Source organism: Moorella sp. E308F, from assembly GCF_006538365.1.
GTDB lineage: Bacteria > Bacillota > DSM-521 > Neomoorellales > Neomoorellaceae > Neomoorella.
Map to the genome: position 1 here is coordinate 588,882 of NZ_BJKN01000002.1, position 26,231 is coordinate 615,112.

General features: G+C 53.9%; 26 protein-coding genes, 2 tRNA genes and 2 riboswitches. Of the genes, 7 read left to right on the forward strand and 21 right to left on the reverse strand.

Translation table 11 applies throughout. The features are described from left to right. Positions 1-37 precede the first annotated feature (37 nt). Both E308F_RS09395 and E308F_RS16915 read right to left on the reverse strand, forming a co-directional pair. The gene (locus E308F_RS09395) at positions 38-784 is read right to left on the reverse strand and encodes a P-loop NTPase (RefSeq protein WP_141264672.1); all 747 of its coding nucleotides are present in this window, start codon (positions 782-784) and stop codon (positions 38-40) included. A 529-nt stretch (positions 785-1,313) separates the two neighbouring features. Continuing rightward, the gene (locus tag E308F_RS16915; protein WP_373995608.1) at positions 1,314-1,433 is read right to left on the reverse strand and encodes an RCKP-type rubredoxin-like domain-containing protein; all 120 of its coding nucleotides are present in this window, start codon (positions 1,431-1,433) and stop codon (positions 1,314-1,316) included. Between the two features lie 140 nt (positions 1,434-1,573). Between E308F_RS16915 and E308F_RS09400 the strand changes: the two genes are divergently transcribed. From E308F_RS09400 to E308F_RS09410, 3 genes are all read left to right on the forward strand, one after another. Then, positions 1,574-3,001 (forward strand): MFS transporter, encoded by a 1,428-nt coding sequence (locus tag E308F_RS09400; protein WP_253260438.1) that lies wholly within the window; start codon positions 1,574-1,576, stop codon positions 2,999-3,001. A 44-nt stretch (positions 3,002-3,045) separates the two neighbouring features. After that, positions 3,046-3,123 (forward strand) — tRNA-Pro (locus tag E308F_RS09405). Positions 3,124-3,131: 8 nt separating this feature from the next. Further along, a tRNA-Thr gene (locus E308F_RS09410) sits at positions 3,132-3,207 on the forward strand. 45 nt (positions 3,208-3,252) lie between these two features. Here the strand turns inward: E308F_RS09410 and E308F_RS09415 are convergent. From E308F_RS09415 to E308F_RS09435, 5 genes are all read right to left on the reverse strand, one after another. Then, positions 3,253-4,770 (reverse strand): site-specific DNA-methyltransferase, encoded by a 1,518-nt coding sequence (locus tag E308F_RS09415; protein ID WP_141264673.1) that lies wholly within the window; start codon positions 4,768-4,770, stop codon positions 3,253-3,255. Positions 4,771-4,842: 72 nt separating this feature from the next. Continuing rightward, positions 4,843-5,667 carry an ABC transporter ATP-binding protein gene (locus E308F_RS09420; RefSeq protein WP_141264674.1) on the reverse strand — a complete coding sequence of 275 codons (825 nt, stop codon included), beginning with the start codon at positions 5,665-5,667 and terminating at the stop codon, positions 4,843-4,845. A gap of 2 nt (positions 5,668-5,669) precedes the next feature. Further along, on the reverse strand, positions 5,670-6,458 hold the full coding sequence (locus tag E308F_RS09425; RefSeq protein WP_141264675.1) for an ABC transporter permease: 789 nt from the start codon (positions 6,456-6,458) through the stop codon (positions 5,670-5,672). A 24-nt stretch (positions 6,459-6,482) separates the two neighbouring features. Continuing rightward, entirely contained in the window at positions 6,483-7,526 is a 1,044-nt protein-coding gene (locus E308F_RS09430) for an ABC transporter substrate-binding protein (RefSeq protein WP_141264676.1), read from the reverse strand. 59 nt (positions 7,527-7,585) lie between these two features. Beyond that, positions 7,586-8,677, reverse strand: coding sequence for an iron-containing alcohol dehydrogenase family protein (locus E308F_RS09435; protein ID WP_141264677.1), 1,092 nt, complete (start codon positions 8,675-8,677; stop codon positions 7,586-7,588). A gap of 237 nt (positions 8,678-8,914) precedes the next feature. Between E308F_RS09435 and E308F_RS09440 the strand changes: the two genes are divergently transcribed. Together E308F_RS09440 and E308F_RS09445 are read left to right on the forward strand one after the other, a co-directional pair. Continuing rightward, a complete protein-coding gene (locus E308F_RS09440) occupies positions 8,915-10,120 on the forward strand; it encodes an amidohydrolase family protein (protein ID WP_141264678.1) in 1,206 nt (401 codons plus the stop codon). 125 nt (positions 10,121-10,245) lie between these two features. Beyond that, complete coding sequence (locus tag E308F_RS09445; RefSeq protein WP_253260464.1) at positions 10,246-10,518, forward strand: acylphosphatase; 273 nt, start codon at positions 10,246-10,248, stop codon at positions 10,516-10,518. An 80-nt stretch (positions 10,519-10,598) separates the two neighbouring features. Here the strand turns inward: E308F_RS09445 and E308F_RS09450 are convergent, their stop codons facing one another. Then, a complete protein-coding gene (locus E308F_RS09450) occupies positions 10,599-11,165 on the reverse strand; it encodes a glycerol-3-phosphate acyltransferase (RefSeq protein ID WP_141264680.1) in 567 nt (188 codons plus the stop codon). A 216-nt stretch (positions 11,166-11,381) separates the two neighbouring features. Then, positions 11,382-11,825 carry an Hsp20/alpha crystallin family protein gene (locus E308F_RS16665; protein WP_141264681.1) on the reverse strand — a complete coding sequence of 148 codons (444 nt, stop codon included), beginning with the start codon at positions 11,823-11,825 and terminating at the stop codon, positions 11,382-11,384. A 396-nt stretch (positions 11,826-12,221) separates the two neighbouring features. On the opposite strand from E308F_RS16665, the gene E308F_RS09460 reads away from it, so the two are divergent. After that, the gene (locus E308F_RS09460) at positions 12,222-12,662 is read left to right on the forward strand and encodes a hypothetical protein (RefSeq protein ID WP_172613885.1); all 441 of its coding nucleotides are present in this window, start codon (positions 12,222-12,224) and stop codon (positions 12,660-12,662) included. 41 nt (positions 12,663-12,703) lie between these two features. On the opposite strand, the gene E308F_RS09465 is transcribed toward E308F_RS09460, so the two are convergent. The 12 genes from E308F_RS09465 to E308F_RS09525 all read right to left on the reverse strand — a co-directional run bounded on the left by E308F_RS09465 (position 12,704) and on the right by E308F_RS09525 (position 24,646). Next, positions 12,704-13,558: an energy-coupling factor ABC transporter ATP-binding protein gene (locus E308F_RS09465; protein WP_141264683.1), complete on the reverse strand. Its 855-nt coding sequence runs from the start codon at positions 13,556-13,558 to the stop codon at positions 12,704-12,706. Between the two features lie 76 nt (positions 13,559-13,634). Beyond that, a complete protein-coding gene (gene cbiQ / locus E308F_RS09470; RefSeq protein WP_141264684.1) occupies positions 13,635-14,402 on the reverse strand; it encodes a cobalt ECF transporter T component CbiQ in 768 nt (255 codons plus the stop codon). Next, positions 14,403-14,690: an energy-coupling factor ABC transporter substrate-binding protein gene (locus tag E308F_RS09475; RefSeq protein ID WP_141264685.1), complete on the reverse strand. Its 288-nt coding sequence runs from the start codon at positions 14,688-14,690 to the stop codon at positions 14,403-14,405. It lies immediately after the preceding gene. Positions 14,691-14,755: 65 nt separating this feature from the next. Next, the gene (locus E308F_RS09480; protein ID WP_172613733.1) at positions 14,756-15,511 is read right to left on the reverse strand and encodes an energy-coupling factor ABC transporter permease; all 756 of its coding nucleotides are present in this window, start codon (positions 15,509-15,511) and stop codon (positions 14,756-14,758) included. Positions 15,512-15,539: 28 nt separating this feature from the next. Next, a complete protein-coding gene (cobK, locus tag E308F_RS09485; RefSeq protein ID WP_253256563.1) occupies positions 15,540-16,331 on the reverse strand; it encodes a precorrin-6A reductase in 792 nt (263 codons plus the stop codon). Between the two features lie 351 nt (positions 16,332-16,682). After that, positions 16,683-16,883, reverse strand: a riboswitch (cobalamin riboswitch). Between the two features lie 57 nt (positions 16,884-16,940). Further along, on the reverse strand, positions 16,941-18,266 hold the full coding sequence (locus tag E308F_RS09490) for a 5'-deoxyadenosine deaminase (RefSeq protein ID WP_141264687.1): 1,326 nt from the start codon (positions 18,264-18,266) through the stop codon (positions 16,941-16,943). Next, positions 18,263-19,267 carry a xanthine dehydrogenase family protein molybdopterin-binding subunit gene (locus E308F_RS09495; RefSeq protein ID WP_141264688.1) on the reverse strand — a complete coding sequence of 335 codons (1,005 nt, stop codon included), beginning with the start codon at positions 19,265-19,267 and terminating at the stop codon, positions 18,263-18,265. Before E308F_RS09495 ends, E308F_RS09490 begins: the two co-directional genes overlap by 4 nt. Then, complete coding sequence (locus tag E308F_RS09500; protein ID WP_141264689.1) at positions 19,260-20,543, reverse strand: xanthine dehydrogenase family protein molybdopterin-binding subunit; 1,284 nt, start codon at positions 20,541-20,543, stop codon at positions 19,260-19,262. Before E308F_RS09500 ends, E308F_RS09495 begins: the two co-directional genes overlap by 8 nt. Before the next feature lie 50 nt (positions 20,544-20,593). Next, positions 20,594-20,695: riboswitch (purine riboswitch) on the reverse strand. 407 nt (positions 20,696-21,102) lie between these two features. Further along, on the reverse strand, positions 21,103-21,387 hold the full coding sequence (locus E308F_RS09510; protein ID WP_141264690.1) for a hypothetical protein: 285 nt from the start codon (positions 21,385-21,387) through the stop codon (positions 21,103-21,105). Positions 21,388-21,409: 22 nt separating this feature from the next. Then, complete coding sequence (locus tag E308F_RS09515) at positions 21,410-22,789, reverse strand: TRAP transporter large permease subunit (RefSeq protein WP_141264691.1); 1,380 nt, start codon at positions 22,787-22,789, stop codon at positions 21,410-21,412. A 74-nt stretch (positions 22,790-22,863) separates the two neighbouring features. Next, on the reverse strand, positions 22,864-23,586 hold the full coding sequence (locus E308F_RS09520) for a gamma-glutamyl-gamma-aminobutyrate hydrolase family protein (protein WP_141264692.1): 723 nt from the start codon (positions 23,584-23,586) through the stop codon (positions 22,864-22,866). 259 nt (positions 23,587-23,845) lie between these two features. Beyond that, the gene (locus E308F_RS09525) at positions 23,846-24,646 is read right to left on the reverse strand and encodes a GntR family transcriptional regulator (protein WP_141264693.1); all 801 of its coding nucleotides are present in this window, start codon (positions 24,644-24,646) and stop codon (positions 23,846-23,848) included. A 214-nt stretch (positions 24,647-24,860) separates the two neighbouring features. On the opposite strand from E308F_RS09525, the gene E308F_RS09530 reads away from it, so the two are divergent. Beyond that, positions 24,861-26,228 carry an acyclic terpene utilization AtuA family protein gene (locus E308F_RS09530; RefSeq protein WP_141264694.1) on the forward strand — a complete coding sequence of 456 codons (1,368 nt, stop codon included), beginning with the start codon at positions 24,861-24,863 and terminating at the stop codon, positions 26,226-26,228. Positions 26,229-26,231 lie beyond the last annotated feature (3 nt).

The following is a 26,231-nucleotide window of genomic DNA, read 5'->3' on the forward strand; positions in this document are numbered from 1 at the left end:
ACTCCGGTTCTCCTGCATATGCCCTGGCAACATCCAGTTAGTTAAGCAACCTGGTAGCCAGCTCAGCAATACCTGCTGCGGTAAAAGACTGCTCACCGGTAAAACCAGCAGCTTGATCTAAAATTTCTGCTTGGAAGGGTATCAGGCCGATGACATCGTCCGGCGGCAGGTGGCTGAGGATAAATTCCTTATCCCTGGGTTGACGCAATTTGTTGCCCACAAACTTTATTTGCTCAATACCAAGTTCTGCGGCCAGTTTTTGGACGACCAGGGCGGTCCGGATGCTGACCAGGGTGGGCTCGGTAACAATCAGCATCAGATCTACCCCCCGGGCCGTACCCCGGGTCAGGTGCTCAATGCCCGCCCCCATATCCAGGACCACCATTTCCCGGCGTTTTAGGATGAGGGAATTAACCATGGCATTTAAGACAGCATTTTCCCGGCAATAGCAGGTTGACCCCCCAGGTTTGATGGCTCCCATTTTTAAAAAAAGAATATTATTGCTTCTAATGGTGTAATCCTGCAGCAGGCTATCTACTTCCGGGTTTAAAGAAAAGAAGGCACCGCTACCGCCGGTATATTCGGCAATTAGCTCTCGCATCTCCACAACGGGTTTAAGAGAACCGAGCCTTTCTCCGGGAAGTCCCAGGACCATCCCCAGGCTGGTATCGGGATCGGCATCGACGGCATATACCTGGTAACCCTGCCGGGCAAAATGCGTAATTAAACCGGCAGCGATGGTGGTTTTGCCGACGCCACCTTTCCCGGAAATGGCCAGCTTCACTCGAACACCTCCTTTGTTCAAAAAAGTGAACATACATTTTTCCGGTTATATTAGTGAACTTCTACACAAAGTCCGTTTTTCCTGCCATCTTTTCCTTTAACTAGTTGTTAATTTTTGCTCTCTTCTCTACCCGGTCAACAAATCATTCAACTTTTTTTAACTGTCCTTTTTCCTTTCAATCCTATGTTTTATCCACTTGGCCAATATTATAGACTATTTAGCGCAAAAATGGAATAATTTTTGTCAATTAAGAATGCGCTCACAATATAAAGCCTGCCATTACATATTGACTAAATCATAACGGCAGAACTTATTTGTGTCAATAGTTTGAGGCAATAACAATTCTTTACGCAAGCAGTTAATTTCCCTACTAAAAATTTCCTGGAGAAGGGTCTGCGGTTTTCAAGATATAACACCCAGGCCAGTAAAAAACTTAACGATGAGTGCCAGCTTATTCCTTCCGGATTATTGTACTATATTCTGTCCGGGTTATATTTGGTGGGGTAATAAAAAAGCTCCTTAAAGGAGCTTAAGGGGTAGTGGCATCTTTTTTGGTAAAGGAATCTTTGGCACCACATTCGGGGCACTTGCGGGGTTTGCAACGGGCATCCTTTTCATAACCGCACTGGGTGCATTGCCAGACTGCCATGGCTTGTACCTGCCTTTCTAATAATAGTAACTGATATGAGTATAAGCTATCCGGGGCTTCCTGTCAAGGTTTAAGTTACCTTGACTTGATACACCGGTTGTGAAAAAATATGAATATATGTAATCAAGGAGGCTCTTGCTTTGCCCCCCCAAAATAATACCCTTTTTGCTCCCCACCCCCGACGCTGGCTTATCCTTTTTGCTGTCATGACCGCCGGCATAATGGGGCCTATTGATGGCAGCGTAGTAAATGTCGCCCTGCCAACTATTAGCAGGGTGTTTAATGCCGATTTAAATACGGTAGGCTGGGTGGCCATGGCCTATCTTTTAGTTTTGGGAAGTTTGATTTTGACCTACGGCCGCCTTGGGGATATGTACGGTTTTCGCCGGGTGCTTTTAATGGGGATTGCCATTTTTACAGTAGCTTCCGGAATTTGCGCCCTAGCCCCCAATATCTGGGTCTTGATTGCCTTCCGCGCCATCCAGGCCATTGGTGCCGGGATGTTCATGGCCATGGGCCCGGCCATTATAACCTCAGTTTTCCCTCCTTACGAACGCGGGCGCGCCCTGGGGACCAACGGCATGATTATTGCCACCGGCCTGGCCGTGGGACCAACCCTGGGCGGTTTGCTAGTAACGGTAGCCGGGTGGCAGGCCATTTTTACTATTAACATTCCCATTGGTATCCTCAGTTATATCTTATGCCGACAGGTAGTACCTGCCACGAAAGATTTGCAGCCGCAGCGGTTTGATTTAACCGGTGCGGCCCTTGGTTTTTCCTCTTTGAGCGCTTTCCTGCTGGCCGGTAGCTATGGTGAAGAATGGGGCTGGACATCACCGGTCACCTTATTGCTGGGTTTGGTATTTTTAGCGGGTACCTGGGCCTTTATCCGCTGGGAGAGGCGAGTTGAACAACCCATGCTGGATTTAACCCTGTTTCATAATAAGGTGTTTACAGCTGCCAACTTTGCGGCCCTAATGAATTTTATGTCCCAGTATGCAGTTATTTTTTTAATTCCCTTTTACTTGCAGCAAGTATTGAACTACAGTCCCGGGCAGGCTGGTTTAATTTTAACGGCTTCTCCCCTGGTGACTCTTTTAATTGCGCCTGTTAGCGGGGCCTTATCGGACCGCGTGGGAACGCGCAGGTTGGCCTTTACAGGGCAGTCTATCGTCAGTATGACCCTCTTTCTGATGGCCGGTCTTAAAGTTACTTCCCAGGCCCTGGATATTATCTGGCGCTTATGCCTTTTTGGTTTGGGTACTGGTATCTTCCAATCCCCCAATAATAGCGCTGTAATGGGCAGTGTCCCCCGCCATCGGCTGGGGATTGGCTCTGGCGTCCTGGCTACGGTCCGCAATGTTGGTATGGTGCTGGGGATAGCCGTTAGCAGCGGCGTCTTTACCTGGCAACGGGCGGCCAAATTGGCTGTCCTGGGACCCGCCGGGACCACCCAGGCTTTTATGGCCGGGCTAAAGACGGCCTTCATTGTTGGGGCATGCCTGTCTGCCGCCGGTGCTCTGGCCTCCCTGGTAAGGAGCGATAATTTGCCCTCAAGGGAGTGCTAAGGTATTGCCTGCCGGTCACAAGCATGTTAAAATATGAATGCTGACGGGATGTAGCTCAGTTTGGCTAGAGCACCTGCTTTGGGAGCAGGGGGTCGCAGGTTCAAATCCTGTCATCCCGACCAGCTTTTATGCCAACGTAGCTCAGCCGGTAGAGCAACTGACTTGTAATCAGTAGGTCAGGGGTTCGAATCCCCTCGTTGGCTCCAGAAATTGTAATGCCTCCGGAGTTTACCCGGAGGCTTTCTGTTTGTTTATGCTTGGGTTACTGTCGCAGTAGCAATAACCTCATTTCCGAAGACATCAATTACTTGCACGGCAATGGTCCTTGGAAGTTCAGGTTCCAGGATGGCCGTAGCCTGTACAGGCAGGTTTTGTTCATCCTTGCCGTAATCTCTCCAGGCCTGCCACTGGCTTTTAAAAATTTGACCGTCGTAATTCCAGTCCACGGCCCAGTAATCGATAAGGAGAGCAAAGTTTTCTCTAGCTTTAGCCAATAAAGTCTCCCACTCGCCCTTTTTAATATATGCGTGGTTATCCTGGAGGCCGGGCAGGGCATAAGCCTTCAGGCCTACTGTTATCTGTACCTGACCACTGGCCAGTCTGGTTACCGCGGGTTTCCTTAAGCTCAGCTGGGGTCTGCTGTCTGATGCAGTTACGCCTGCAGTTCTGGTATGGGTCACGCATCGCGGCAGTTTGCTTTCGACCCGGTTGGACCTGATTGTTTCGATAAGAAAAGGACCGGCCCCTTCCGCCACCAGGCGCTTGCGCGTAACTTGGATTCCCACCTGGCCCAGTTCGCAGCCCAGCCAACGCCGGCCCAACTTTTCAGCCACTACCAGGGTGGTACCGGAACCGCAAAAAAAATCAGCTACCAGATCCCCCGGGTTGGAGGAAGCCTTGATGATACGCCGGAGGAGGCTTTTATTTTTCTGGGTGGCAAAGCCGGTCTTTTCTCGGGAGAAACTCTTTATCTGGATAGAATCCAGGCTCTCTTCCCCTTTCAGTTGAAATTCTAAGGGATTAGCGTTCCATACATCTTCCATAGGGTAGCCTTTCCCCGTCGTTTGCTGGTTGCCGCGGCGCCGGTAATCAGGAGGGTAGGGTAGGTATTCTTTGTTAAAAGTAAACTTTCCCGGGTTTTTGACATAGAAAAGCAGCGTGTCATGGTTGCGGACCCAGTTGCGTACAGCGCTCTTGTAGCCCGAAATCCAACCAATCCGCCAGATAATCTCCCGCTGGAAGGCGTCCGGGCCAAAGATCTCATCCATAATTACCTTTATATAATGACTGATGCTGGCATCCAGGTGGACATAGATACTGCCGTCCGGTGCCAGCAGCTTTTTCATGAGCTGGAGGCGGGGGTAGAGCATATCCAGGTAGGCATCCAAGCCTCCGGCCCAGGTATCCTGGTAGGCCGGGCGTTCGATAACCGGGACCTCCTGACCGGTTGCCGCACCGGCAATGGGAACCCGGTGACTGTAATTGGCCTGGCTGAAAAAAGGAGGGTCGATGTAGATCAAGTTGATTTTACCCTCATACCCCCCGGCCAGGAGGGCGAGCATGGCCTGGAGGTTGTCACCGTAAATTAGGCGGTTGATAACTGGATTTCCTGCGGCGATTTTTTGTTGAGGCACGTTTTCCCGGCCTGATTGCGGTATGACCAGTTCTTGCGCCTGGAAAATAAATTCACCCGCCCGTGGTTCCCCCGCCGGTTTTGTCTCCCAGACCAGCCGGGCAGAACTTTGTTGGGGCAGGCGCCTGTTAGCCATGGTGACCTCCAACCTTATATTTTGGCTTTGTACCAGAGTGGCTCACAAGAGTAAATCCCTCACCGTGACTTTTTAACCGCACCCGGCCGGCATCATGCTAGCTGCTTTCAGGCTCTCTTCCCGGATCTGCTCCAGGATGCGGGTCTTGAGTTCCAGGAAAACCCGGGAATTTTTGATTTCAATTGTCCGGGGCCGGGAAAGGGGAACGGGGATGCGCGCCTTGAGGCGGCCCGGACGGGCCGTCATGACATAAACAGTATCCCCTAAAAAGATAGCTTCTTCCACGTCATGGGTAACAAAAAGGATGGTCTTCCTGGTTTCTTCCCAGACCTTGAGAAGCAGTTCCTGCATGACCAGGCGGGTCTGGGCGTCCAGAGCGCCGAAAGGTTCGTCCATAAGGAGGATATCAGGATCGTTGGCCAGTGCCCGGGCAATGGCCACCCGCTGTTTCATACCGCCGGAGAGGCTTTTGGGAAAGGCATCGGCAAAGGCCGCCAGGCCGATTATATCCAGGTAGTGATCGACAATTTCCCGGCGCCGGTCAGCTTCTATCCCCTTCAGGGTAAGGCCAAACTCGATATTCTGGCGTACCGTCAGCCAGGGGAAGAGGGTATAGCTCTGGAAGACCATGCCCCGGTCCGGCCCCGGTCCCTGGATCAAACGTCCGTCTTTATATACCTGGCCGCTGCTGGCTTCTGCCAGGCCGGCAATAATGCGGAGCAGGGTGGATTTGCCGCATCCCGAAGGCCCCAGGATGGTAACGAACTCTCCTTCCTTTACCTCCAACGATATGCCTTCCAGAGCGGTAATCTTCTGGCGCTTAAAGTTAAATTCCCTGGTCAGGTTGACAACAGTTAGCTTGTTTCCGGATATCCCGGGTGCTGCGGCCAGTGCCATGGTTATACCTCCCTCTCCATCCAGGGGAATAAAAGGCGATTGAGGGCCTTAAATGCCATATCGCAGATAATCCCCAGGACGCCAATGGTTAAAATGCCCACGAACATATCAGGGGTACTCAGCTGCCGGCCGGCATTCATAATGAGGAAACCCAGGCCGGAATTGGCCGCCACCAGCTCGGCGACGATGACATAGGTCCAGGCCCACCCCAGGGTGACCCGCAGGGTATCCATTATCCCCGGCAGAGCTGCCGGCAATAAGACCCGCCGGAAGACCTCCAGCGGGCGCGCCCCCAGGGTATAGGCGGTATCAATCAGGTCCTGGGGAACGTTTTGGGTGACATCCATAATCATCAGGACAAGTTGGAAAAATATCCCTATAAAGACTACACCTATCTTCTGGGCTTCAAAAATGCTCAACCAGATTATGGTAAGAGGGATAAAGGCCGAAGCCGGCATATAACGAAAAAAGGCCAGCAAGGGTTCAAAAAAAGCCTCGGCTACCTTTAGGCTACCCATAAGTATCCCCAGGGGGACGCCGACAGCCGCAGCCAGGAGAAATCCGGTAGTAACCCGGAAAAAGCTGATGCCAATATCGCTAATTAAACCGTTGGCCGCCAGGTCGACGGCCGCCCTGGCTACAGCACCGGGCGGCGGCAGATGGGAAGGCGGTAGCTGCCCCACCGTTACTCCCAGCTGCCAGAATAACAGGAGGAGGGCAAAGGCAGCTACGCTCAGGCTGAAATATAGTTTTGCCGGAATGGGAGTGTTAAGTTTAAGATACTTGCGCATTTAAACAACACCGTATCTCTGGTTTCAAATTTTGGCTTTGTTGACGAAGGTTGGGTCGAGCATGGCTTTAGCATCAGGTTTCGATTTAATTATCTTGTTGTTAAACCCGAAATCGATGGCCTGCTGCAGGGAGGTATAGAGGGTTCCCGGTTTGTCGGCTGTACCGAACATTTCCTTATTCTGGGCCAGATTGAAGAGGCGCAGGGTTTCCAGATTGTTTTCAAACTCTTCCTGTTTAATTCCCAGCCCCTTGGCCATAATGGCGTTGGCCTCCGCCTTATTGTTTTCCCAGTACTGCATAGCTTCAGCCAGGGCATCAACCATGGCCTGAAGCGCTTCGGGATGTTTATCGGCCCAATCGCTCCGCAGGGCGACTGTATCCATAATCAGGCCAGGGGTCTCTTTGGAGGTTGCCAGGAGATTGCCTTTATTTTCCTTGACGGCCTTGCTAAGCCATGGTTCCCAGGTGACGGCGGCATCCACTTTACCGGCTACGAAGGTCGCGCCGGCGTCGCTGGCGGACATCTGGATATGGTTGATGTCCTTTTCCGTCATACCGTTTTTAGCCAGGATGGCCAGCAGCAGGATATGGCTGGCGGTGCCAAAATCATAAGCCACATTTTTACCTTTGAGCTCTTTTATAGTCTTGATCTCCGGTTTGGCGAGGATGCCGTCGCCGCCGTAGGAATCATCCAGCGCCCAGATCTGTTTCAGGGGGATACCAGCGTCTACAATCTGGGTCACGATATCCAGAGTGGTAGCAATGCCGTCCACCTGCTTACCGGCCAGGGCCTGCTTGCGTTCGCCCAGACCCTGGATGACAATAAGCTGTACGTCCAGGCCATGTTTCTTGAAGAAGCCTTTATCCCGGGCCAGAAAAAGGGGTCCATAGCCCGACCAGGTGGTCATGGTGAGCTTGACTGTAGTAAGCTGTTGCTCCTCCCCGCCGCTGGCAGCCTGCTTATCAGTAGCCTGCTGCTTGCTGCCGCCTCCACATCCGGCTAACAACAGGCCGGTCAAAGCAACTACCAGGAATAGGATAATGATTCTGCTGAACTTATTTTTCATGATAGGCCTCCTTATAAATAACTCTCTACGACTAAATTGTACTTCTTTCCTCACTCGCCTCAGGCTAGCTCCTGCCCCAGGCGGTCAGCTGCCAGGAGGGCTTCCTTGATCATAGCTGCCGTTACTGGAAAGGGCATATTGGCCATATCAGGGCTCTCCGCTGCTGCCCGGCTGATCAGGTCCAAGGAAGGCTCATCCTCTGGAGATAACCCCACCTCTGCCAGGGTTATCGGCAGTCCGACCTGACGATTAAATGCGGCCAGGTGTTTGATGGCTTTGGTTTCCCTCCCTTCCAGGAACAGCTGGACCAGGTTGCCGAAGGCTACCAGTTCCCCATGGCAGCAACCCCGCGTCAGGGGTGAGGCAGTTAATCCTTCATAAATACCGTGGGCACCGGCTGTTCGCCCATCGTCGCCGCCCAGGCCGCTGACCAAACCACTGATGAGGATCACAGCGTCGATTACCCTTTCCAGGTCAGGGGTGACCACTTGATTTTCTACCGCCGCTCTGGCGCCCGGACCGGCGGCCAGGATGCTGTCATAGCAGAGGCGGGCTAAACCCAGGGCTCCTTCCAGGGCCAGGTGAGGGGAGACTGCTGTGCTGGTAGCCCGGAGCTCGATATATTTGGCCAGGGTGTCCCCCATACCGGCGGTCAGATAGCGCCAGGGGGCAGCGGCGATTATCTGGCTGTCTACCAGGACCAGGGAAGGGTTTGCGGCTTCATGGGATATGGCCAGGAAGTGCCCTTCCTGGTCATAGATAATAGCGATAGATGTAAAGGCGGCGCACGTAGCGGCGATAGTGGGTACCGTTACCAGGGGCACCCCTGCCTGCCAGGCAGCCCCCTTGGCGGTATCCAGGGCTTTGCCGCCGCCAACCCCCACCAGGAAGTCGGCGCCCTTTTCCTTAATTGCAGCCGCTACCATGGCTATATTCTCCGGGCAGCATTCACCCCCGTACCACACCTGACCCACCGGCTCCACCCCGGCAGAAGCCATGGCCTCCCGCAGGGCCGGGGCTGCCGCCGCCAGGGCCCGGTGGCCTCCTACCAGGCAGGCCCTGGCGCCCAGGCTCCTCAAGGCCCGCCCGGACGCCCTGATCACACCGGCACCCCGGCGGTAGCTCCCGGGGGCTATAATCCTTGCGAGCATCCTGTTCCTCCTGTTGATTTTGTCGCCAATGACGGCTCCTCAATCAATGATTTCTCTACTCTGCCTCTCTATCACTTTACCATGAAAAAATAATATTCGCCGTTAAAAACGAGAATCCTGCTGGCAGGTAAGCACCGGTATTTGGGGGATGCAAATTGCCTCCCCAGGTTTATCGGTGACGGCCTTGCTTCCTATCCTTCTAAAGGTGTAGGATAGTTATTGTTTGGGGGGAGGTCTATGAAGCTCGTCTACATTAACCCGGAGACAGACCTGGACCTTCTGGCCGGCAGCCTGTGGGACGGTCAGAGTGAGGAATGCCGGCAGCATGTAGTTATCAGCATCCGCCGGGGCCGTATCGCCGCTGTACAATCACAGGAAATGGCCGTTACAGAAAAAAATGTCCGGCAGCTCAACCTTCCCGGACTGATGGTTTTACCCGGTTTGATCGATGCCCACGTCCATCTAGCCCTGGACGGCATCGATTTTCAGGCCTCACTGGCCCGCTGGCAGGACCCGCCGGCCCGGGAATCCGCCCTGGCCCGGGCCCTGCGGGCATCCCTGGAGCATGGATTGGTAGCTATAAGGGACGGCGGCGACCGGGAGTGTCTCAACCTCCAGGCGCGGGAATGGGTCCGGACAGGCAAATACCCGGGTCCCCGGGTGGTGGCCACCGGGATGGCCGTTACGAAAAAAGGAAAATACGGTTCTTTTCTTGGTCCCGGCATCACCGATCCGGCCTCCATTAGGGAGCTGATTGCCGGCCTGGTAAACCGCGACGTCGACCAGGTAAAAGTTGTGGTGTCAGGCCTGGTTACCTTCCGTCGTTACGGAGAGGTGGGCAGCCTGGAATTTGACGCAGCCGAACTGGTTACTGCCGTGAAGGAAGCCCACGCGTCCGGGCGGCCGGTGATGGCCCATGTCAACTCGGCCCCCGGCGTGGACCTGGCCCTGGCCGCCGGGGTGGACAGTATTGAACACGGCTATTTTCTTACAACGGCCCAACTGGAAACCATGGCGGCCAGGGGTACATACTGGGTACCGACTGTCGCCGCTATAGCCAACCGGCTTTCTACCACCGTGAAAAAGTTCTACCCGGAGAGGGAAAAGGAAATTATACAGCGGACCCGGGAATCTCAGCAGCAGATGATTGCTAGAGCTTACCAGCTCGGAGTGAAGCTGGTCGTAGGCACCGATGCCGGCGCACCCGGTGTCTACCACGGGGAATCTTATGTGGACGAACTGCTGTACTGGCACCAGGCCGGCGTCCCGGCGGCGGCTGTGCTGCGGGCGGCTACGGTTACAGCTGCGGCCGCCCTGGGCCTGGGCGGGGAACTGGGGCAGGTAAAACCAGGCTACCGACCCTGCCTGATTGCCGTCCGGGGTAACCCCCTGGAGGATTTAAAGGTCCTTGCTCAACCGGAAATGGTTTTTATTGACTTCTAACCTTTTGCCACCGCACCTTCTTAACAGGGGAACCTTTCCGCCCAACTATCAGTTGTTCTTTTCCAGGGCCTATGCTATCTTTAATTAATAAGATTTTTGCCAGGGAGGTCTTGGCTTTGTCCATTGTGCGGGCGCACTTCTGGGTGAAGGGCCTGGTCCAGGGGGTGGGTTTTCGTTATTTTGTCCTGCGGCAGGCTGCGGCTTTGCAACTTAACGGCTGGGTGCGCAATCGCTATAACGGCAGCGTTGAAGGGGTAGTTGAAGGACCGGCTGAGAGGGTGAAAGAATTCCTGGACTACTGCCGCCATGGGCCGGCCATGGCAGATGTTCAGGAACTTAAGATCCAGTATGAAAAACCTCAAGGTGAAAACACCTTCAGGATCCGGGGGTCAATATGAACAGAATTTAATATAGCTCATGATTACTTAGGAGGCCAAATTACTTCTTCTCCTTGATGGCAAATACAACCGATAAGCGCCTATGTCCTTCTCATGAATAAAGGTATGTGGCGCAGCCAGGCAATCACCGCCAGGCCCAGGCCGAGAATAAAATACCAGCCTGGTCCTTCGCGCAGCCAGAAATAAAAAGGCAGGCCGCTGAAAGTAATGACGGTCGCCAGGTCGCTGTTGCGGGTCAGGAATACCAGCACGCCAAGGGTAATGGCCGCCGGCGGGACTACCGGCGGATAAATGGCCAGGGCCACCCCCAGGCTGGTGGCCAGGCCCTTTCCACCTTGAAATTGCCAGTAGAGGGGCCAGTTGTGCCCGGCCACGGCTGCCAAAGACATCAGGACGGCAAGTTCGATTCCACCCCACTTCCACCCCAGGACCGCCAGCAGGTAACCTTTGGCCGTATCCCAGAGGAAAGTAGCTATTCCTGCCTTCAAGCCCAGGTTGCGGAGGACGTTCATGGTACCAGCGTTACCGCTGCCCACCCGACGCACATCCACCCGGTGCCAAAGGCGGGCGGCAATATGCCCCCCGGCCAGGGAACCGCCCAGGTAGGCTAGTATAGTGCCTGCCAAAACCGGCGACAAGGGCAACAAATCTTATCCCCCTCGTATGGAGATCTTGTTCATTAGGTTGTGACTCTACTGCCAGTTTCCACCGGATCCTAACTCATGATGGACACCCTTGCCTTTAGCTAACAGGCTGTTGCCGCCTTGCCCCCAGTAGACTTTTTTACCAAGTCAGTGCCATGCCGGGTACACAAACACTATAGGCGGTCCCCTTGTTGCGAGAACCGCCTCTCTCAATAACCTCTATTCAACAGGAATATGTTTGCCGCGCTTTAATCCGGCCTCTTTCTTTGGCAATATTACCGTTAACAGGCCGTTTTTATAACTGGCGGAAATTTTTTCTTCATCCACGCCTTCTAAATAAAACCTGCGTTCAATGCTGCCACTCCTCCGCTCTTTGCGGATGAAGTTTTCCCTGGTTTCGTCGATTATTGTATCCTGTTTGACAGAAATATTAAGCGCGCCATCGTCATAAGTAATTATAATATTCTCTTTTTCCATTCCCGGCAATTCGGCTTCCACAATATACTCGCGTTCTGTTTCCTTTATATCTGCCTTAAAAGGTTGGCCGAATACAGGGACCCAAAACAGGTCTTCGTTGAATACCCGTTCAATGAAATTCTCGACATCGGAGAATATTGGCCTTAAGCCTTTTCTCCTGCTATAGAAAGGTATTAACCCAAACATCGTACTATACCCCCCCTTTAAATTTTTTGTTTCGCTTTTATTCTATAAAGATAGTCAAGGAAAGTCAATGTCAAACAAAGACAAACATGGTCAAAAATTTAAGGTTATGGATTTTTGGCGCCAAATTTATCAGCAATTAGCAAGCCAGGCTTATCCTAGCAGAACTTCACGGGGCGGAGCGGTAACTTGGGTTCTGAGACTTTGTCCGGGAGTTTACTTCTTCTAAACAAAGAAGTCTTCGCTGCTTCCCTGATCGCAAAGAATTACTTAGTTGGGATACATTGGATGGCTCACGAAGCCATAAACTCCGGTGGAGCAGCGGGGATCCCTTTTAGCATCCGGCCGGCACCATGCATAGGATATGATAAACGGCCGGGCTGAAGGAGGTGAATACAGTTGGAAGATCTCAGCCGCTTCTTTGCCGTTATCGGGGCGGTCTTTGCGGCGGCCAAAGGTATTACCGACCAGGTCAAGGCCCGCTGGCCCTGGCTGGGGGAGCCCAGGAATGATCCCCGGGAGGAAAAACAGCGGGAGCTATGGGTGATTTTATTTAACGCCGTTATTGCCGCCCTCCTGGCTGGCATGGCCGCGATTGATGTCTTTGCCCTGATGGGACTGAATGCTTTTGCCGGCCTGAAGGCTGCTTATCCTGGACTTTATTTATTCATTAATATGGTGGCCGTGGGCCTGATGTCTACCTTTGGCAGTCCCTTCCTCCATGAGATCCTGTCAATCCTGATTGAATTCAAGGAAAATATTCGCCTGCGCAACCAGATGGCCACCTTACAGCTCCTGCCGGCGAAAAAAGTCAAAACGCCCAGGGATGAAAATGACTGAACGCAACACTTCAAAATTACTGACCCGGGCTGTGGACCGACTCAAATGGCCAGTTTGGACCTGGAACGATAAGGAATGAAGCCCAGGAGCTCTTCTTTATTTTTCGGTACCGGCGCCGTTGCCGGCAGCCACCCTTTATTTTTCAGGTCTTCATAAACATCCAGTAGCCAGGGCCGGGCCAGATCAGCAGATTCCAGGAGGGTGGCATCGCTAAAGATTTCGGCCGGCGTCCCGGCGCCGATTACCTGGCCGCGGGCCAGGACGTAAATATAGTCGGCCCAGGTATAGGCTATGTCTACATCATGGGTGGATAAAATAATCGTCTTTCCCTGGCGGCTGATATCTGCCAGCAAGGCCATAACCTCCCGGGTTGAACGCGGATCCAGGTAGGCCGTCGGCTCATCAAAGATGATGACCCTGGGTTCCATGGCCAGGACGCTGGCAATGGCCACCCGCTTTTTCTGGCCATAGCTTAAGAAATGAGTCGGCTTATCCTGGAGGCCGGTGATACCCGTTGCCGCCATGGCGGCTTCAACCCTTTGCCCTGCCTCTTCCCTGCTCAGGCCCAGGTTTAACGGTCCGAAGGAGATCTCCTGGCGAACGCTGGCCGAAAAAAGCATGCTGTCGGGGTCTTGAAAGACGATGCCCACCTGCCGGCGTAATTCTGTTAAGGCTTTATGGCTGTAATTAATCCTGGCCCCGGCAAAGTAGATACAACCATCCTGGGGCCTTAAGATGCCGTTGAAATGAAGGAAAAGGGTCGATTTGCCGGCACCATTGGGACCCAGGACGGCAATTTTCTTGCCTTCAGGTATGCTCAAGGTAACATGATGCAATGCCCGGGTACCGTCAGGGTAAGTAAAGGAAACCTTTTTTGCTTCTAATATGGCGGCCAAAAAATCCACCTCCAGTAGTCGGCATAGACTGGGGCATAAAAGGCAAGTGGAGAAGCCGGTCTGAAGACAGCCGGCATTATGTAAGCAGCATTAAAATCACTAAAGCCAGGTCAAAGATGGCGGCCAGGCATAAAAAGGGCCACGAGAAAGGATAAGCAGCCTCCAGCACGCGCAGCTCTTCATGGTAGCCCCTGGCCGTCAGGGCGGTGAATAGTTCCTGGGAGCGGCGGTAAGTCTTAATAAAAAGGCTGGCCGCCAGCTGGCCCAGGGAATGATAGGAAGTGCGCAGGGAAGTATAGCCCAGGCGGGAAGCCTGGGCGGTATAAATATCGTTGACGGTCGCCAGCAGGACAAAGATAAAGCGGTAGGTCAGGCTGATTAAATCCACCAGAAGGGCCGGGAAGCGCAATTGTCTGAGAACGGTAAGGATATCGACCATGGGTGTTGTTAGGGACAGAAAATAAAGGCAGGCAGCGGCCCCCAGGGACTTGAGAAAAATTTTGCCGGCCAGGTGCATGCCGGCTGGGGTAACACCAAAGGTCCACCCCAGGATGGTCACGCCCTTAAGACCGGTCTGAGGCTGGCCGGTAATGGTGAGGGCGATCATGATCACCCCTGCTAGTAAAAAAGAAAAGGGCACTAGCATAAGCTGCAGGTAAAAACGGGCCGGGATGCCGGCGAATCCAATGGTAGCTCCGGCCATCAGGGCAATAATAATGGCAGGAATTGAAGGCCGGGGCGCCACCAGGGCGATCAGGAGGGTTACCAGGGCAAAGGCTATTTTTTCGCCCGGATGGACGTTCTTCAACCGGTTACTATAGGCATACTGATCAATGCTGAACATTTACTGTTGCTCCCGCTGTTTCTTTCCTTTGCTGTAACCCAGAAAGTAGCAAACAATGCCGCTGCCGATGGCGGCCTGGGCGGCAAAGAGGAAGGATTCCACTTCCCCGCTGGGGGGTTCCCACACAGGTTTAAACCAGGGTTCATAATCAGGCCGGATCTGGGTAATAGTATCTTCCGCCTGGTCGTCAGCACCAGCAAATTCAGCGCTGCGGTGAAGGAAAAAGGGTGCCGCTGCCAGGAGAATAACGATCAAGAGTAAAAAGATATTTTTCTGGGCGGTACTCATTACTTGTACACCTCCATGAACTGGATGTCAGTTACAATAGTTAATAAGTCCGTTTTAACCCTTTTTTACCGGATATGCTGCTGGTTGCGGCCTCCCACCACCAAGGCCTTATTATCATCTAAAATAGACAGCTCTAGCAATTCGTTTTTATTATAAGTGGCCAGCAAGTTAAAGACGATGACAGTTAAGATACCTTCGCTAATGGCCAGGGGTATCTGGGTAACGGCAAAAATGCCCATGAATTTCAGCATGGACGCCAGCACCCCGCCGGGCTGGGCCGGGAAGGCCAGGGCCAGCTGCAGGGAAGTGGTGATATAGGTCATCAGGTCCCCCAGGGTGGCGGCCAGGAAGACGGCTACGGGCATTGAGCCATTGAGCCTCCGTACCAGGCGGTAAAGGCCGTAGGACACAAAGGGTCCGACGACGGCCATGGAAAAGGTGTTGGCACCCAGGGTGCTCAAGCCGCCGTGGGCCAGCAGGAGGGCCTGGAAGAGGAGGACAATACCTCCCAGGATGCTCATGGCAGAGGGGCCAAAGAGGATGGCGCCCAGTCCCACGCCGGTGGGATGGGAACAGCTACCGGTTACTGACGGGATTTTCAAGGCCGACAGGACAAAGGCATAGGCGCCTGCCAGGCCCAGGAGCATTTTCAGCCCGGGGTTGCTTTTAACGGTCTGCTGGATGGACCGCAGGCCCCAGAACCAGAAGGGTAGGACGACGACAAACCAGAAGGCGGCCCAGTTGAAGGGCAGGAAGCCCTCGGCGATGTGCATGGCATAGGCCGGCTGGGGCAGGACGGCCATGGCCAGCACGATATACATACCCAGTATGGTTATACGGCGGAACACGCTATATACCTCCCTCTGGAATTGAACTTGGAAATGCCGTTGCTATTTTTTTCAACAGGGCGATGGCTTCGGCAACTGTGTAAACTGGATAAAGGTACTGGATGGAAGGCCGCTTGATTACTACTACCGGGATCTTCAGCGCCAGGGCGGCGGCAATTTTGGACCCGGTACCGCCGGCCGGACCGGCGTCCCGGGTGACGATAACACCGGCCCTATAGGCTTTAAACATGGCTTTATTTATTTCTTTGGAAAAAGGCCCTTGCATGGCGATAATGTCGCGGGGTGTCAAGCCCAGGTCCTGGCATTTTTTAATTACCCGGTGCTCCGGTAATACCCTGACCACAATGCGTTTACCTTTAAGCAGGGGGTTTTTGACGAACACTTCCAGGTTATTGGTACCGGTAGTTAAAAAGATAGTCTCCCCCAACCCGGCGGCAGTACGGGCGGCTTCTTCCCAGGTTGCCACCTGGTAAATGAGGCGGTCGTCCGGCAACTTTGTTTCTGGTCGTAAAAAACGCAGGTAAGGTAAGCAGTGTTGCCGGCACCAGGCTTCCAGGGTCCTGGATAGCTGGTTGGGGTAAGGAAGGGTGGCGTCTATTACTGCTTCCAACGCCCGGCCAACCTTCAGGGCGGCTAGATTACTTTCCGTTAAGGGATCTGTTAAAATTAACGTCGCCCCATCCTGCCGGGCCAGCTGTTCGCCATAGGTGCTGTCAGTCCAGGTGGCAACCTCGTAGCCTTCCTGCCGCAGGTTACGGATTAACTGCCTTCCCTCGCCGGTACTCCCTACCACTAAAATCAAAACGCGCCGTCCTCCCTGTAGAAACTAAAAATCCCCGGCTGTTTTGCCGGGGAAACCGGTGGCGCCGCTAAAACAGGCATGCCTAACTAAACCACCTCCCCGGGTTGAGACCCTGGTGGCCTCAGAACAGGCTAGCCTGTTGGCCGGGCATCATCGGTTGCGGCAAGTTCCCGCTTCCAGGCGGTGATTTGCCCAACCTCTCCCCTGCCGGCGGCTGAATTTAAGCCCGGTCTTCTCGAGACCGCGCACCCATACTGTATGCAATTTAAAACCCTCTGCTCCTACACAAGCAGAGGGTATGCTTGCCATGGTTTTGGCCAACCACCCCCTATCCGGCGTAGGGGTAAAGGTTTCCAGGCAACCGGTATCCTGACTCGGGATCACTGCTCCGGCACCGCCTTCCCAGGTATTACCCAGTGGCTTGATGGTGCCTCGCTCCCCCTCACAGTGGCGGGACCGTGTCAGATTTGCACTGACTTCCCGTATTTGCCTGGAACATATTCACTTTAATGTTATTCTAGCATAACCTGGATATGATGTCCAGGGGTTTTAACGTAGCTTGGTAAGTCCTTATTCCTGATGATTTTTTGCCAGGAGTTGTTATGCCAGCCCGGCTCGCCGGGCGACACGCAGGATGGCTTCACCGGCCTTTTTCCGGACTTCACCGGCATCAATGGTCTTCAATTGCCTTTCCTCCATGACAATTTTGCCGTCGACCATGGTCAGGGTGACATCCGAGCCTCTGGCCTGGTAGACCAGCTGGGTGTAGACGTCGACGCAGCCCGCCGGCTGGGTATGGAGGCCCGCCAGGGAAACCAAGGCCAGGTCGGCTTTCTTCCCTACTTCCAGGCTGCCGATTTCCTTTTCCATGCCCACGGCCCGGGCCCCGCCCAGGGTGGCCATTTCAAAGACCAGAGGCGCCGGCATAGCGGTGGGCCCATGGAGGGGTTTCTGGATCAAAGCTGCCACCCGCATTTCCATAAAGGCGTCCAGGTTGTTATTGCACGGCGCGCCGTCGGCGGCCAGGGAAATCACAGTACCCCGGCTCAGGAGATCCGGTACCGGGCAGATACCGGAAGCCATCTTTAAGTTAGACGAAGGACAGTGGACCACTTTCGTACCGGTGCGGGCCAGGATATCCTTCTCCTCTTCACTGAGCCAGATACAGTGGACCAGGATGAGGTCGGGACCGGTGAGGCCGAGATCGTCAAGGTAAATGACGTTGCGCCGGTTGTGGAGTTTTTCCACCAGGGCGCATTCACCCCGGTTTTCTGAAGCATGGGTGTGGATTTTAACGCCGTAATGGCGGGCGAGGTCCCGGACTTCTAATAATAATTCTTCGGTGCAAGAGACGACAAAACGGGGCGTAAAGGCGTACTGGATGCGGCCATTGGCGTGGCCGTGCCACTTCTCCAGCAGGTCGACGCTTTCTTTAAGGGAGGCCGCCGTTGTTTCTTTAAGGCTGTCCGGAACGTCCTCGCCAAAGTCCATCATTACTTTGCCGGTAATGGCCCGGATGCCGCTTTTGGCAATAGCTTCAATGGCCGCATCGGTATGATGGACGGTCTCCATGTCGACGATGGTGGTGGTGCCGCTTAAGAAAAGTTCACCGATGCCCAGCAGGGCGGAGTAATAAAGGGACTCGGGGTCGTGGGCACCTTCCAGGGGCCAGATGCGCAGGCGCAGCCAGTCCAGGAGTTCCAGGTCGTCGGCGCGACCGCGGAAGAGGGACTGGCAGAGGTGAATATGGGGCTGGATGAGGCCGGGGATGACCAGCTGGCCCGTGGCGTCGATAATCCGGTCGGCAGTGGCCGGTGTATTGCCGATGGCGGCGATGTGGTCGTCTTCAATATAGATATCCCCCTGGAAAACTTCCCTCCGGGGGTTCATGGTAACCAGGGTACCGTTCTTGATTAAAATACTCATTTCTTCTCTCCTTCTTTTTCCCGCAGGGCGGCCAGGATTTTCTCCGGTGTAACCGGCAATTCAGTAATGCGAACTCCCACGGCATTGTAAATAGCATTGATAATGGCCGGTACGGTGGGGATGGTAGCGGGTTCACCAACTCCTTTGGCGCCGTAGGGGCCGGTGGGCTCATGGGTTTCCACAATCAGGGGCTGAATCTCGGGTATATCCAGGGCAGTAGGAATGAGATAGGTAGAAAAGGAATTATTAACGATCCGGCCCTGCTGCAGGTGAACCTTTTCCAGTAGGGCCATACCCAGGCCCTGGGCGACACCGCCTTCAATCTGGCCCTCTACCCCGAGGCGGTTTACGGCCCGGCCCACGTCATGGGCGGCTATGAGCTTTAAAACCCGCACTTCCCCTGTTTCCGTATCCACTTCCACCTCTGCAATCTGGGTACCGAAGGCGTAAGGCCAGTATGGTGCCCCCTGGCCGGTCTCCCGGTCAACGGCCGTGGTATGGGTGACGAAGGTTCCCTGCCCCACCAGGCGGTAGCCAGCCAGGCGGGCCCGGGCGGCTGCCTCGGGGTAGGATATTTGTTTCTTGGAGTAACCCTTGACGTAAATTATTCCCTCCCTGGCTGCCAGGCCAGCAATGGTATTAACCCCTAAGAGGGTCCGGGTGTATTCAAAAAGGACTTCCCGGGCCTGGCGGCAGGCCATTTGCACGGCATTGCCGGAGGCATAGGTCTGGCGGGTGGCCGCCGTCGTGCCGGCATCGGGGGTGGTATCGGTGTCGGCGGTGATTACCGTTATCCATTCATAGGGTACCCCCAGCTCCTCGGCGGCAATTTGCGCCAGGATGGTAGTAGAACCCTGGCCGCAGTCCACAGCGCCGCTGCGCACGGTGGCCGTACCGTCATCGTGGATTTCTACCGTGGCCGTTGCGACATCGGGAAAACCATTACCGTAGCCGGTACCGTAGAAAAAGCAGGCCATACCAATACCGCGTTTTTTACTCATCCTGCATCCCTCCCGGTATTAACTCTGCCAGCGACCAGCCGGCGGCCCGGGCCGCTTGCAGCATAGTCTCCGTCAGGCCGACGCTGCTTTCCAGGACCTGGCCCGTGGCGGTTACATCCCCCTGCCGGAAGGCATTGAGCCAGCGGATGGTAAAAGGATGGATCCCCAGGCGGCTGGCCAGCTCGTCCATCTGGCTTTCATAAGCCAGGGGCGGCTGGGTGGCGCCGAACCCGCGCATGGCGCCGGTAAAAGGATTATTGGTATAGACCGCGTAGGCATCAATCTTAACGTTGGGGATGACATAAGGACCGGTGGCATGGATGGCAGCTTTTCGCAGAACGTTAGGGGCCCAGGAAGAATAGGCGCCGCTGTCGCCGATGATTTCCGCTTCCAGGGCCGTTAACTTTCCATCCCTGGTGGCACCGGTCTTATAGCGCATGATCATGGGGTGGCGCTTGCTATGGGCCAGGAAGGATTCTTCCCGGGTAAGGACCATTTTCGCCGGCCGCCGGGTATGCACGGCCAGCAGCGCCACCAGGGTCTGCAGGGTCATATCTTCCCGGCCGCCGAAGGCACCGCCTACGGCCGGGGCCACGATGCGTATGCGGTCCTGGTTCCAGCCCAGCACCCTGGCTACTTCCACCCGGTCCCAGTGGACATACTGGGTGGCTACGTAAATTACCAGGTGGCCGCGTTCATCCACCAGGGCCACGGCAGCCTCTGGCTGGAGGAAGGCGTGGTCCAGAAGCTGGGTACGATAGGTATTTTCCACAATCACGTCGGCCGCGGCAAACCCCGCTTCGATGTTTCCTTTACGGATGGGCAGGTGGTATATAATATTGTCCCGGTCGGGATGGACCCGAGGCGCCCCCGGTTGCATGGCCGCCACAGGATCTAAAAGGGCCGGCAGTTCTTCGTAGGTTATCTTTACTTTAGCCGCCCCAGTCCTGGCGGCGTCCGGGGTGGTAGCACCTACCAGGGCGACGACGTCATTCACCGAACGCACCTCGTCCCGGGCCAGGACGGGCATGTCCTGGTAGACGACGCCATGGCCGTTATGGCCGGGGATGTCCCGGGCGGTCAGGACGCAGAGGACCCCCGGGACCTGCAGGGCGTCCGAGGTATCAATATTGACTATCCGGGCATGGGCGTAGGGGCTGCGGACGGCCTGGCCGTAAATCATCCCCGGAAAATTAAGATCAGCCGGGTAGATGGCCTGGCCGGTGACCTTAGCCCGGGCATCTACCCTGGGCGGGGAAGTACCGACAACTGCCAATACGAATCACTCCTCGCGTCGGTTATAAAAAATAAGGCAACCGATGCACAGCAACGAAGGATTAACTTCGTAGCCGGGCAATTTGCGGTTGCCTGGTAGAGACCCTCAGTCCATATTGCTGAGGATATACGAAGTATAATTATAATTCGACCTGTTACAGTTAAAATCCTGCTAAAGTTTTAAAAGATGGGGTTAGGGAACCTGAACCTAACCGGCGGCACGCAGGGCCAGGAGCCGCTAACATCTCCCTTATTATTTTGGCAAACAGGGCGATGATGGGCATTATCACCAGCGTCGGCCTGGGGCCTATCAAGCTACTGGCCAAGATGGCGGCCGAGATGCAGAAGCCCGCCGGCCTGACGGTCCTCGATTAGCCGGACGTTCCTAAAAAGATGTGGCCCCTGCGGGTGAAGAAGCTTTTCGGCGTAGGCGCCCCGGATGGAGGCGCATCTGGCCAAGCTCGGCATCCATACCATCGGCGACCTGGCCCGGGTAACCAGGGTCGATGCCCCATGTTACCCGGAAAGTAGATACCGTGCCTTCTTTTATTGCGTCTGCTCTATGTTACCTCTCTGGTTTCGCTTTCTTGATGATCATTACTTATGGTTAGCTCATGACTTCCCCTGGTGTAGAAGCTAAATAACCCGAATAGTACGCCGACAGCAGCTATTTTTATAGCGTAATCGAGGGATTTTTTACCAATCATGGCCATCTGGGTGGCCGCCGGACCGCCGATGAGAAATCCCGCACCAAATATGAAAGCCACCAGCGCACCAATGAGGACGGCAATCAAAACAAAGATGCCAAAAAGGTTGTTAAACAGGTCTACCAATACTTTTTTCATTTCAATACCCCCAGCCAGATGCTTATTTTATAAATATCGGTAAGACTCCGATAAGGAGTAAGAAGGTGACTATAAGGTGAGCAAATACCCAGACGTAAGTCAGTTTAGCCGTCTCCCAGAACTTGGACCGGGCAATCCCCATAGCCGTATACATGGCCAGGGCCAGGGGCGGGGTCATACCTTCCATTACGCCGGTAATGGCCGGCATAACGATGGCTACCAGGAAAGGATCGAGGCCTACCGCCGCACCAGTAGAGATAATGGCTGAACCCAGGATGGCTACCTGGGAAGATCCGGGTAAAACCATCCCCAGGAAAGCGGTAAAGACGACTATCAGTAAGGCCCAGCCTGCTTTACCCAGGCCGAAACTCAAGAACCAGGTCTTAATTGCTTCGCTCATTTCTACTTTCTGGAACACCAGGGCAATGGCATAGGCAAGGTAAATAGTAGCCGAAACCGGCACCACCCCTTTTAAGCTATCCCGGAACATGGCGAAAACGCTATTCAGGTTAAAGCCACCGGGAATCTCCTTGCGTCCGACAATAATGGCGTAGAAGGTACAGAACCCTGCCGCCATCAGGAGCACCGAAGCGGAAAAGGCCTTGGCTCCATCAGGACCGTAGCGGGCTATAAGGGTAGTCTTAAAAACTGAATCGATAATAATCGGACCCAGAATAAAAACCGGAATTAGCAGGGCGCTCCAGCCTTCTTTAAGGGCCTGGGCCAGGTTGGGCCGCTCCTCTTTAGGTACGGGCTGTACCTTGTAATATTTGCAAAAGGCCAGCAGGGTGAGCCAGCGTTGTAAAATCAACCAGCCGAAAACAATATATAGCCCCAGCCAGAAAGTAGAAAGGGAATATTTATCGGGGTATAAAGTCGAGAGTATGGCAAAAGCTACCAGATTTAAACCGGGGCCGACCTGGTTACCCAGCATGCTGGCCGCCATTTCCACTGTTGCTGCCAGGTGGCGGGGAAAACCGCTCCGGATCATGGCCGGGATGGTAAAAACACCGGTAGCCGCGACGTTGCCCGGTCCGGTACCGGTCATGGTGGCCAGGGCGCAACTGCCAAAAAGGGAGACATAACCGGCACCGCCTGGTAGACCGCCAATGAACGCTAAAATAATGTTAATTAACTTTTCTACTACTCTGGTTTGACCTAAAATATAGGCAAAGACCAGAAAGCCTACGATAATATAAAAGAGGCCGCTTGTGGTAGGGGCCAAGAGGCCCGGCCAGAAGAGATCGTAACGTCCTGTCATGACAATAGTGAAGGCAAAAGCAATGGCCATGGCCTCATAAATAGGCCGTTTGAAGGCTATAAAGACCAAGGCGATAACTATAAGCAGCTCAATTAACCAGAATACCTGGATGGGGAAAGGCCCAACCGTTTGGACTGGCACTTATAATAACCTCCTTTAGGTTAAATTCCACTTTTGATTATTTAAATTATTTAATCCGTCTTTCCTGTTTGAGTCTACCTGGCACCTGCATTAACCAGCTCTCTAAAGAGTTCCAACCAGAACGACTCCTGTAAAACCTCCGGGTGAAATTGCACCCCTAAAACAAAGTCGTGCTCAAGGCTAGCCATGGCTTCAACTATGCCGTCCGGCGCCCGGGCGACAACTGCAAATCTCGGCGGCGGTTCCATGACTGCCTGGCGGTGAAAACTGTTGACCATAGCCTCTCTCTTCCCGGTAAGACGGGCCAGGATACCATCCATCTCTACTTTGTGAATAGTTTCTGCCGGCGGCCTGCTACCCTGCTGGTGGACAACGCCGCTATTCTCCGGCCGCATGTGGATATCATCCAGGTACATGGTCCCGCCGCAAACAACATTTAGAACCTGGTGCCCGCGGCAGATGCCAAGGATAGGCATGTTCCTTTCCAAGGCACCCAGCAGGTAGTCCCTTTCATTGGCAAAGCGTAGAGGGTTCTGGCTTTCTAAATCTTTAGCCTGGTCCCCGTTTAAAACATTGCGCTTGACACTGAGGACCTCGCCAGCGGCTATAAGGGCATCAATGTTGTTTAAAGTCTCCCGGCGAATTTCGGGGTCTTTGACTACCGGTAGCAATAAAGGAATACCACCAGCCTTCTCCACCGCTTCTACACAGGCCTTGACTGTGTAGATGAGGGACCAGCCCGGGACAACATTGCCCTGCTCCCATCCGGTAGTAATACCGACACGAGTGGAACGCATCTAATTGTTATATCCCCCTTTCATTTTTTGTTATAACTTGTTATAACTATACGATACGCCACTCGATTTTCCTGCTGGTTTTAAAACTTTTATTTAATTTTTTTATAATCCCGAAACAGAGAAATACGTCATATACAAAGATAAAGCCCCCGGGGTGCTCGTAGCACTCCGGGGGCTTCTTTGCCAGAATCAGGCTTCGTTGCCCAATCTTTTATTTACAATGATATTATACCATTATCGCCCCAATTGTCAATACCAGTTATAACCTTTTTCCCGGGTTAACCGGCCGGGTTATATAAAAGCTATATTTGTCGCCCCGGTAGGCGGCCTGCTTGTATTCTACCGGGCGGCCTTCGGCCGTATAAACCAGGGAAGTTACCAGGAGCAGAGGTTCCCCCTGTTTAACGCCCAATATTCTGGCCTGTTCCCTACTGGCGGCAATGGCCTCAAAGGATTGGGTCAGCATGGCAGGCGCAGGTATTCCTGCTTTTTCATACAAATCAAAAGTAGAAAAAGCAACCCTTTGCTGGGAAAGTTCGCGGGCCAGATCGCATAATTTTTGCCCCAGCTCGCTGGCGAAGTAGGAACGGTAATATACCATGGGTTCATTGTTTCCTAGGCCCAGGAGTTCCATCCGCATCACATCGGTGGAAATGGGAATTGCCAACACAGTGGCGAGGTGGTAGTCGGCCGGTAAAAAGCTGGCGCCTAAATATTTAGTGGAAGGTTCCAGTCCTTTGCTACGCAGGGTTTCCTCAAAAGGGGTCACCCTTACCAGTTCCTGCTGGATGCGGGGTCGGGCGACAAAGGTGCCTTTACCGTGACTGCGATAAATAAGCCCTTCCCTGGTGAGTTCCGCCAGGGCCTGGCGCACCGTAATCCGGCTGACATTATACATGGCGCAGAGTTCCTTTTCCGAAGGCAGGCGATCATCCGCCTTGAGGATGCCGTTTTTAATTTGACCTGCCAGGACCTCTTTTAATTGTTGATAAAGTGGTTTGGATTTTTCCGGTGATATTTCCCATTCCCCGGGTTCTAATGGAAATATATTTTCCGGCATAGTTAGGTCCTCCAAGCTTGCAACATTGTTGTCATAACAAGACTAGCACAATCCGGCGTTAAGATCAATATCAACGATGATTTATGAACGGCCCTTTAAACCTATCCCTCTAAAATTTAATTTTTTATTTTAACCAGAAGGAAAAAACGACATCCGTGTAGAATAGAGAAATTAATTCGTTATAACACGTAATAACATCCTGGAGGGAAGAGTTATGGAAAGGAAACCGCTGCGTTTTCTCTGCCCCAACGGTCACCTGGGATTTGCCCCCATCAAGACGGATAGTTTTTACCGGGGAGTTGCAACGAAGCCCGATTTCATCCTAGCTGACTCTGGTAGCGATGACATCGGCCCCGGGCCCCTGGGCGCTGATACATCCACCAGCCCGCTAGAATGGCAAAAACACGACCTGGAGCACATGTTGCTCGCCGCCCGCAAGCTGGGTGTACCGATGATCATCGGTTCCGCCGGCGACACTGGTGCCAACAGCCGTGTCGACCTCTACGTCAACATTATTAAGGAACTGGCCGAGAAACACAACCTTTCCAAATTTAAAATCGGTTACTTCTACTCCGAAGTAAGCAAGGACTACCTGGCCCGCAAAATGGAAAAGGGCGAAGCCATCAAGGGCCTGGACGGCCGCCCCGACCTGACCAGGGAAGAGCTGGAAAAGACTGATCGCATCGTCGCTGTGGCTGGCGTCCACCCCTACATTAAACTCCTGGATATGGGTGCCGACGTCATCATCGGCGGCCGCTCCAGCGACTGTGTTATTTTTGCCGCCCCGGCCATCCGCGCCGGTTTCCCGGAGGACCTGGCCTACTACTTGGGTAAAGTCCTGGAGTGTGCCTCTTTCTGTGCTGAACCCTACGGTGGTAAGGAGACGGTCATCGGCACCATTACCGAAACGGAAGTCCTGGTCACGGCCATGCACCCGGACCAGCGCTGCACCGTGGCCTCGGTGGCCGGTCACGCCATGTATGAAAGATCCAATCCCTATTACGAGTACGTCCTGGGTGGTATGCTGGATATGAGCAACTGCCGCTATGAGCAGTATGACGAGAAGACCTGCCGCATTACCGGGCCTAAGTTTATTCCTTCAAAAGAATGGCGGGTGAAACTGGAGGGTTCCGGTAAGGTGGGCGAGCGCTATATCGGCATTGCCGGGATCCGCGACCCCTATACCATCCAGAACATCGACAAGGTCATTGAGTGGGCGAAGGCCCAGGCCCGGGAGCGTTTCGGCGATACGGATTATGAACTTCATTACCATGTTTTTGGCAGGAACGGAGTCATGGGTGACCTGGAACCGGTGAAAGAGATTCGCTCCCATGAACTCTGCGTCGTCGTCGAGGGTGTCGCCCCTACAAAAGCCATGGCTGAGGAAGTCGCCATGATCGGCACCCGACAGATGTTTTATGCCCGCCTGCCGGAGGTTAAAGGCACTGCCGGCGGCGTCGCCTTTGTCGTCGACGAAGTGCTGCCGGCGTCACCCGCCTATATATGGACCATAAACCACACCGTCGCCCTGGATGACCCGTTAGAATTGTTCCCCACCTACCTGACGGAAGCAGGAAAGTAAGGA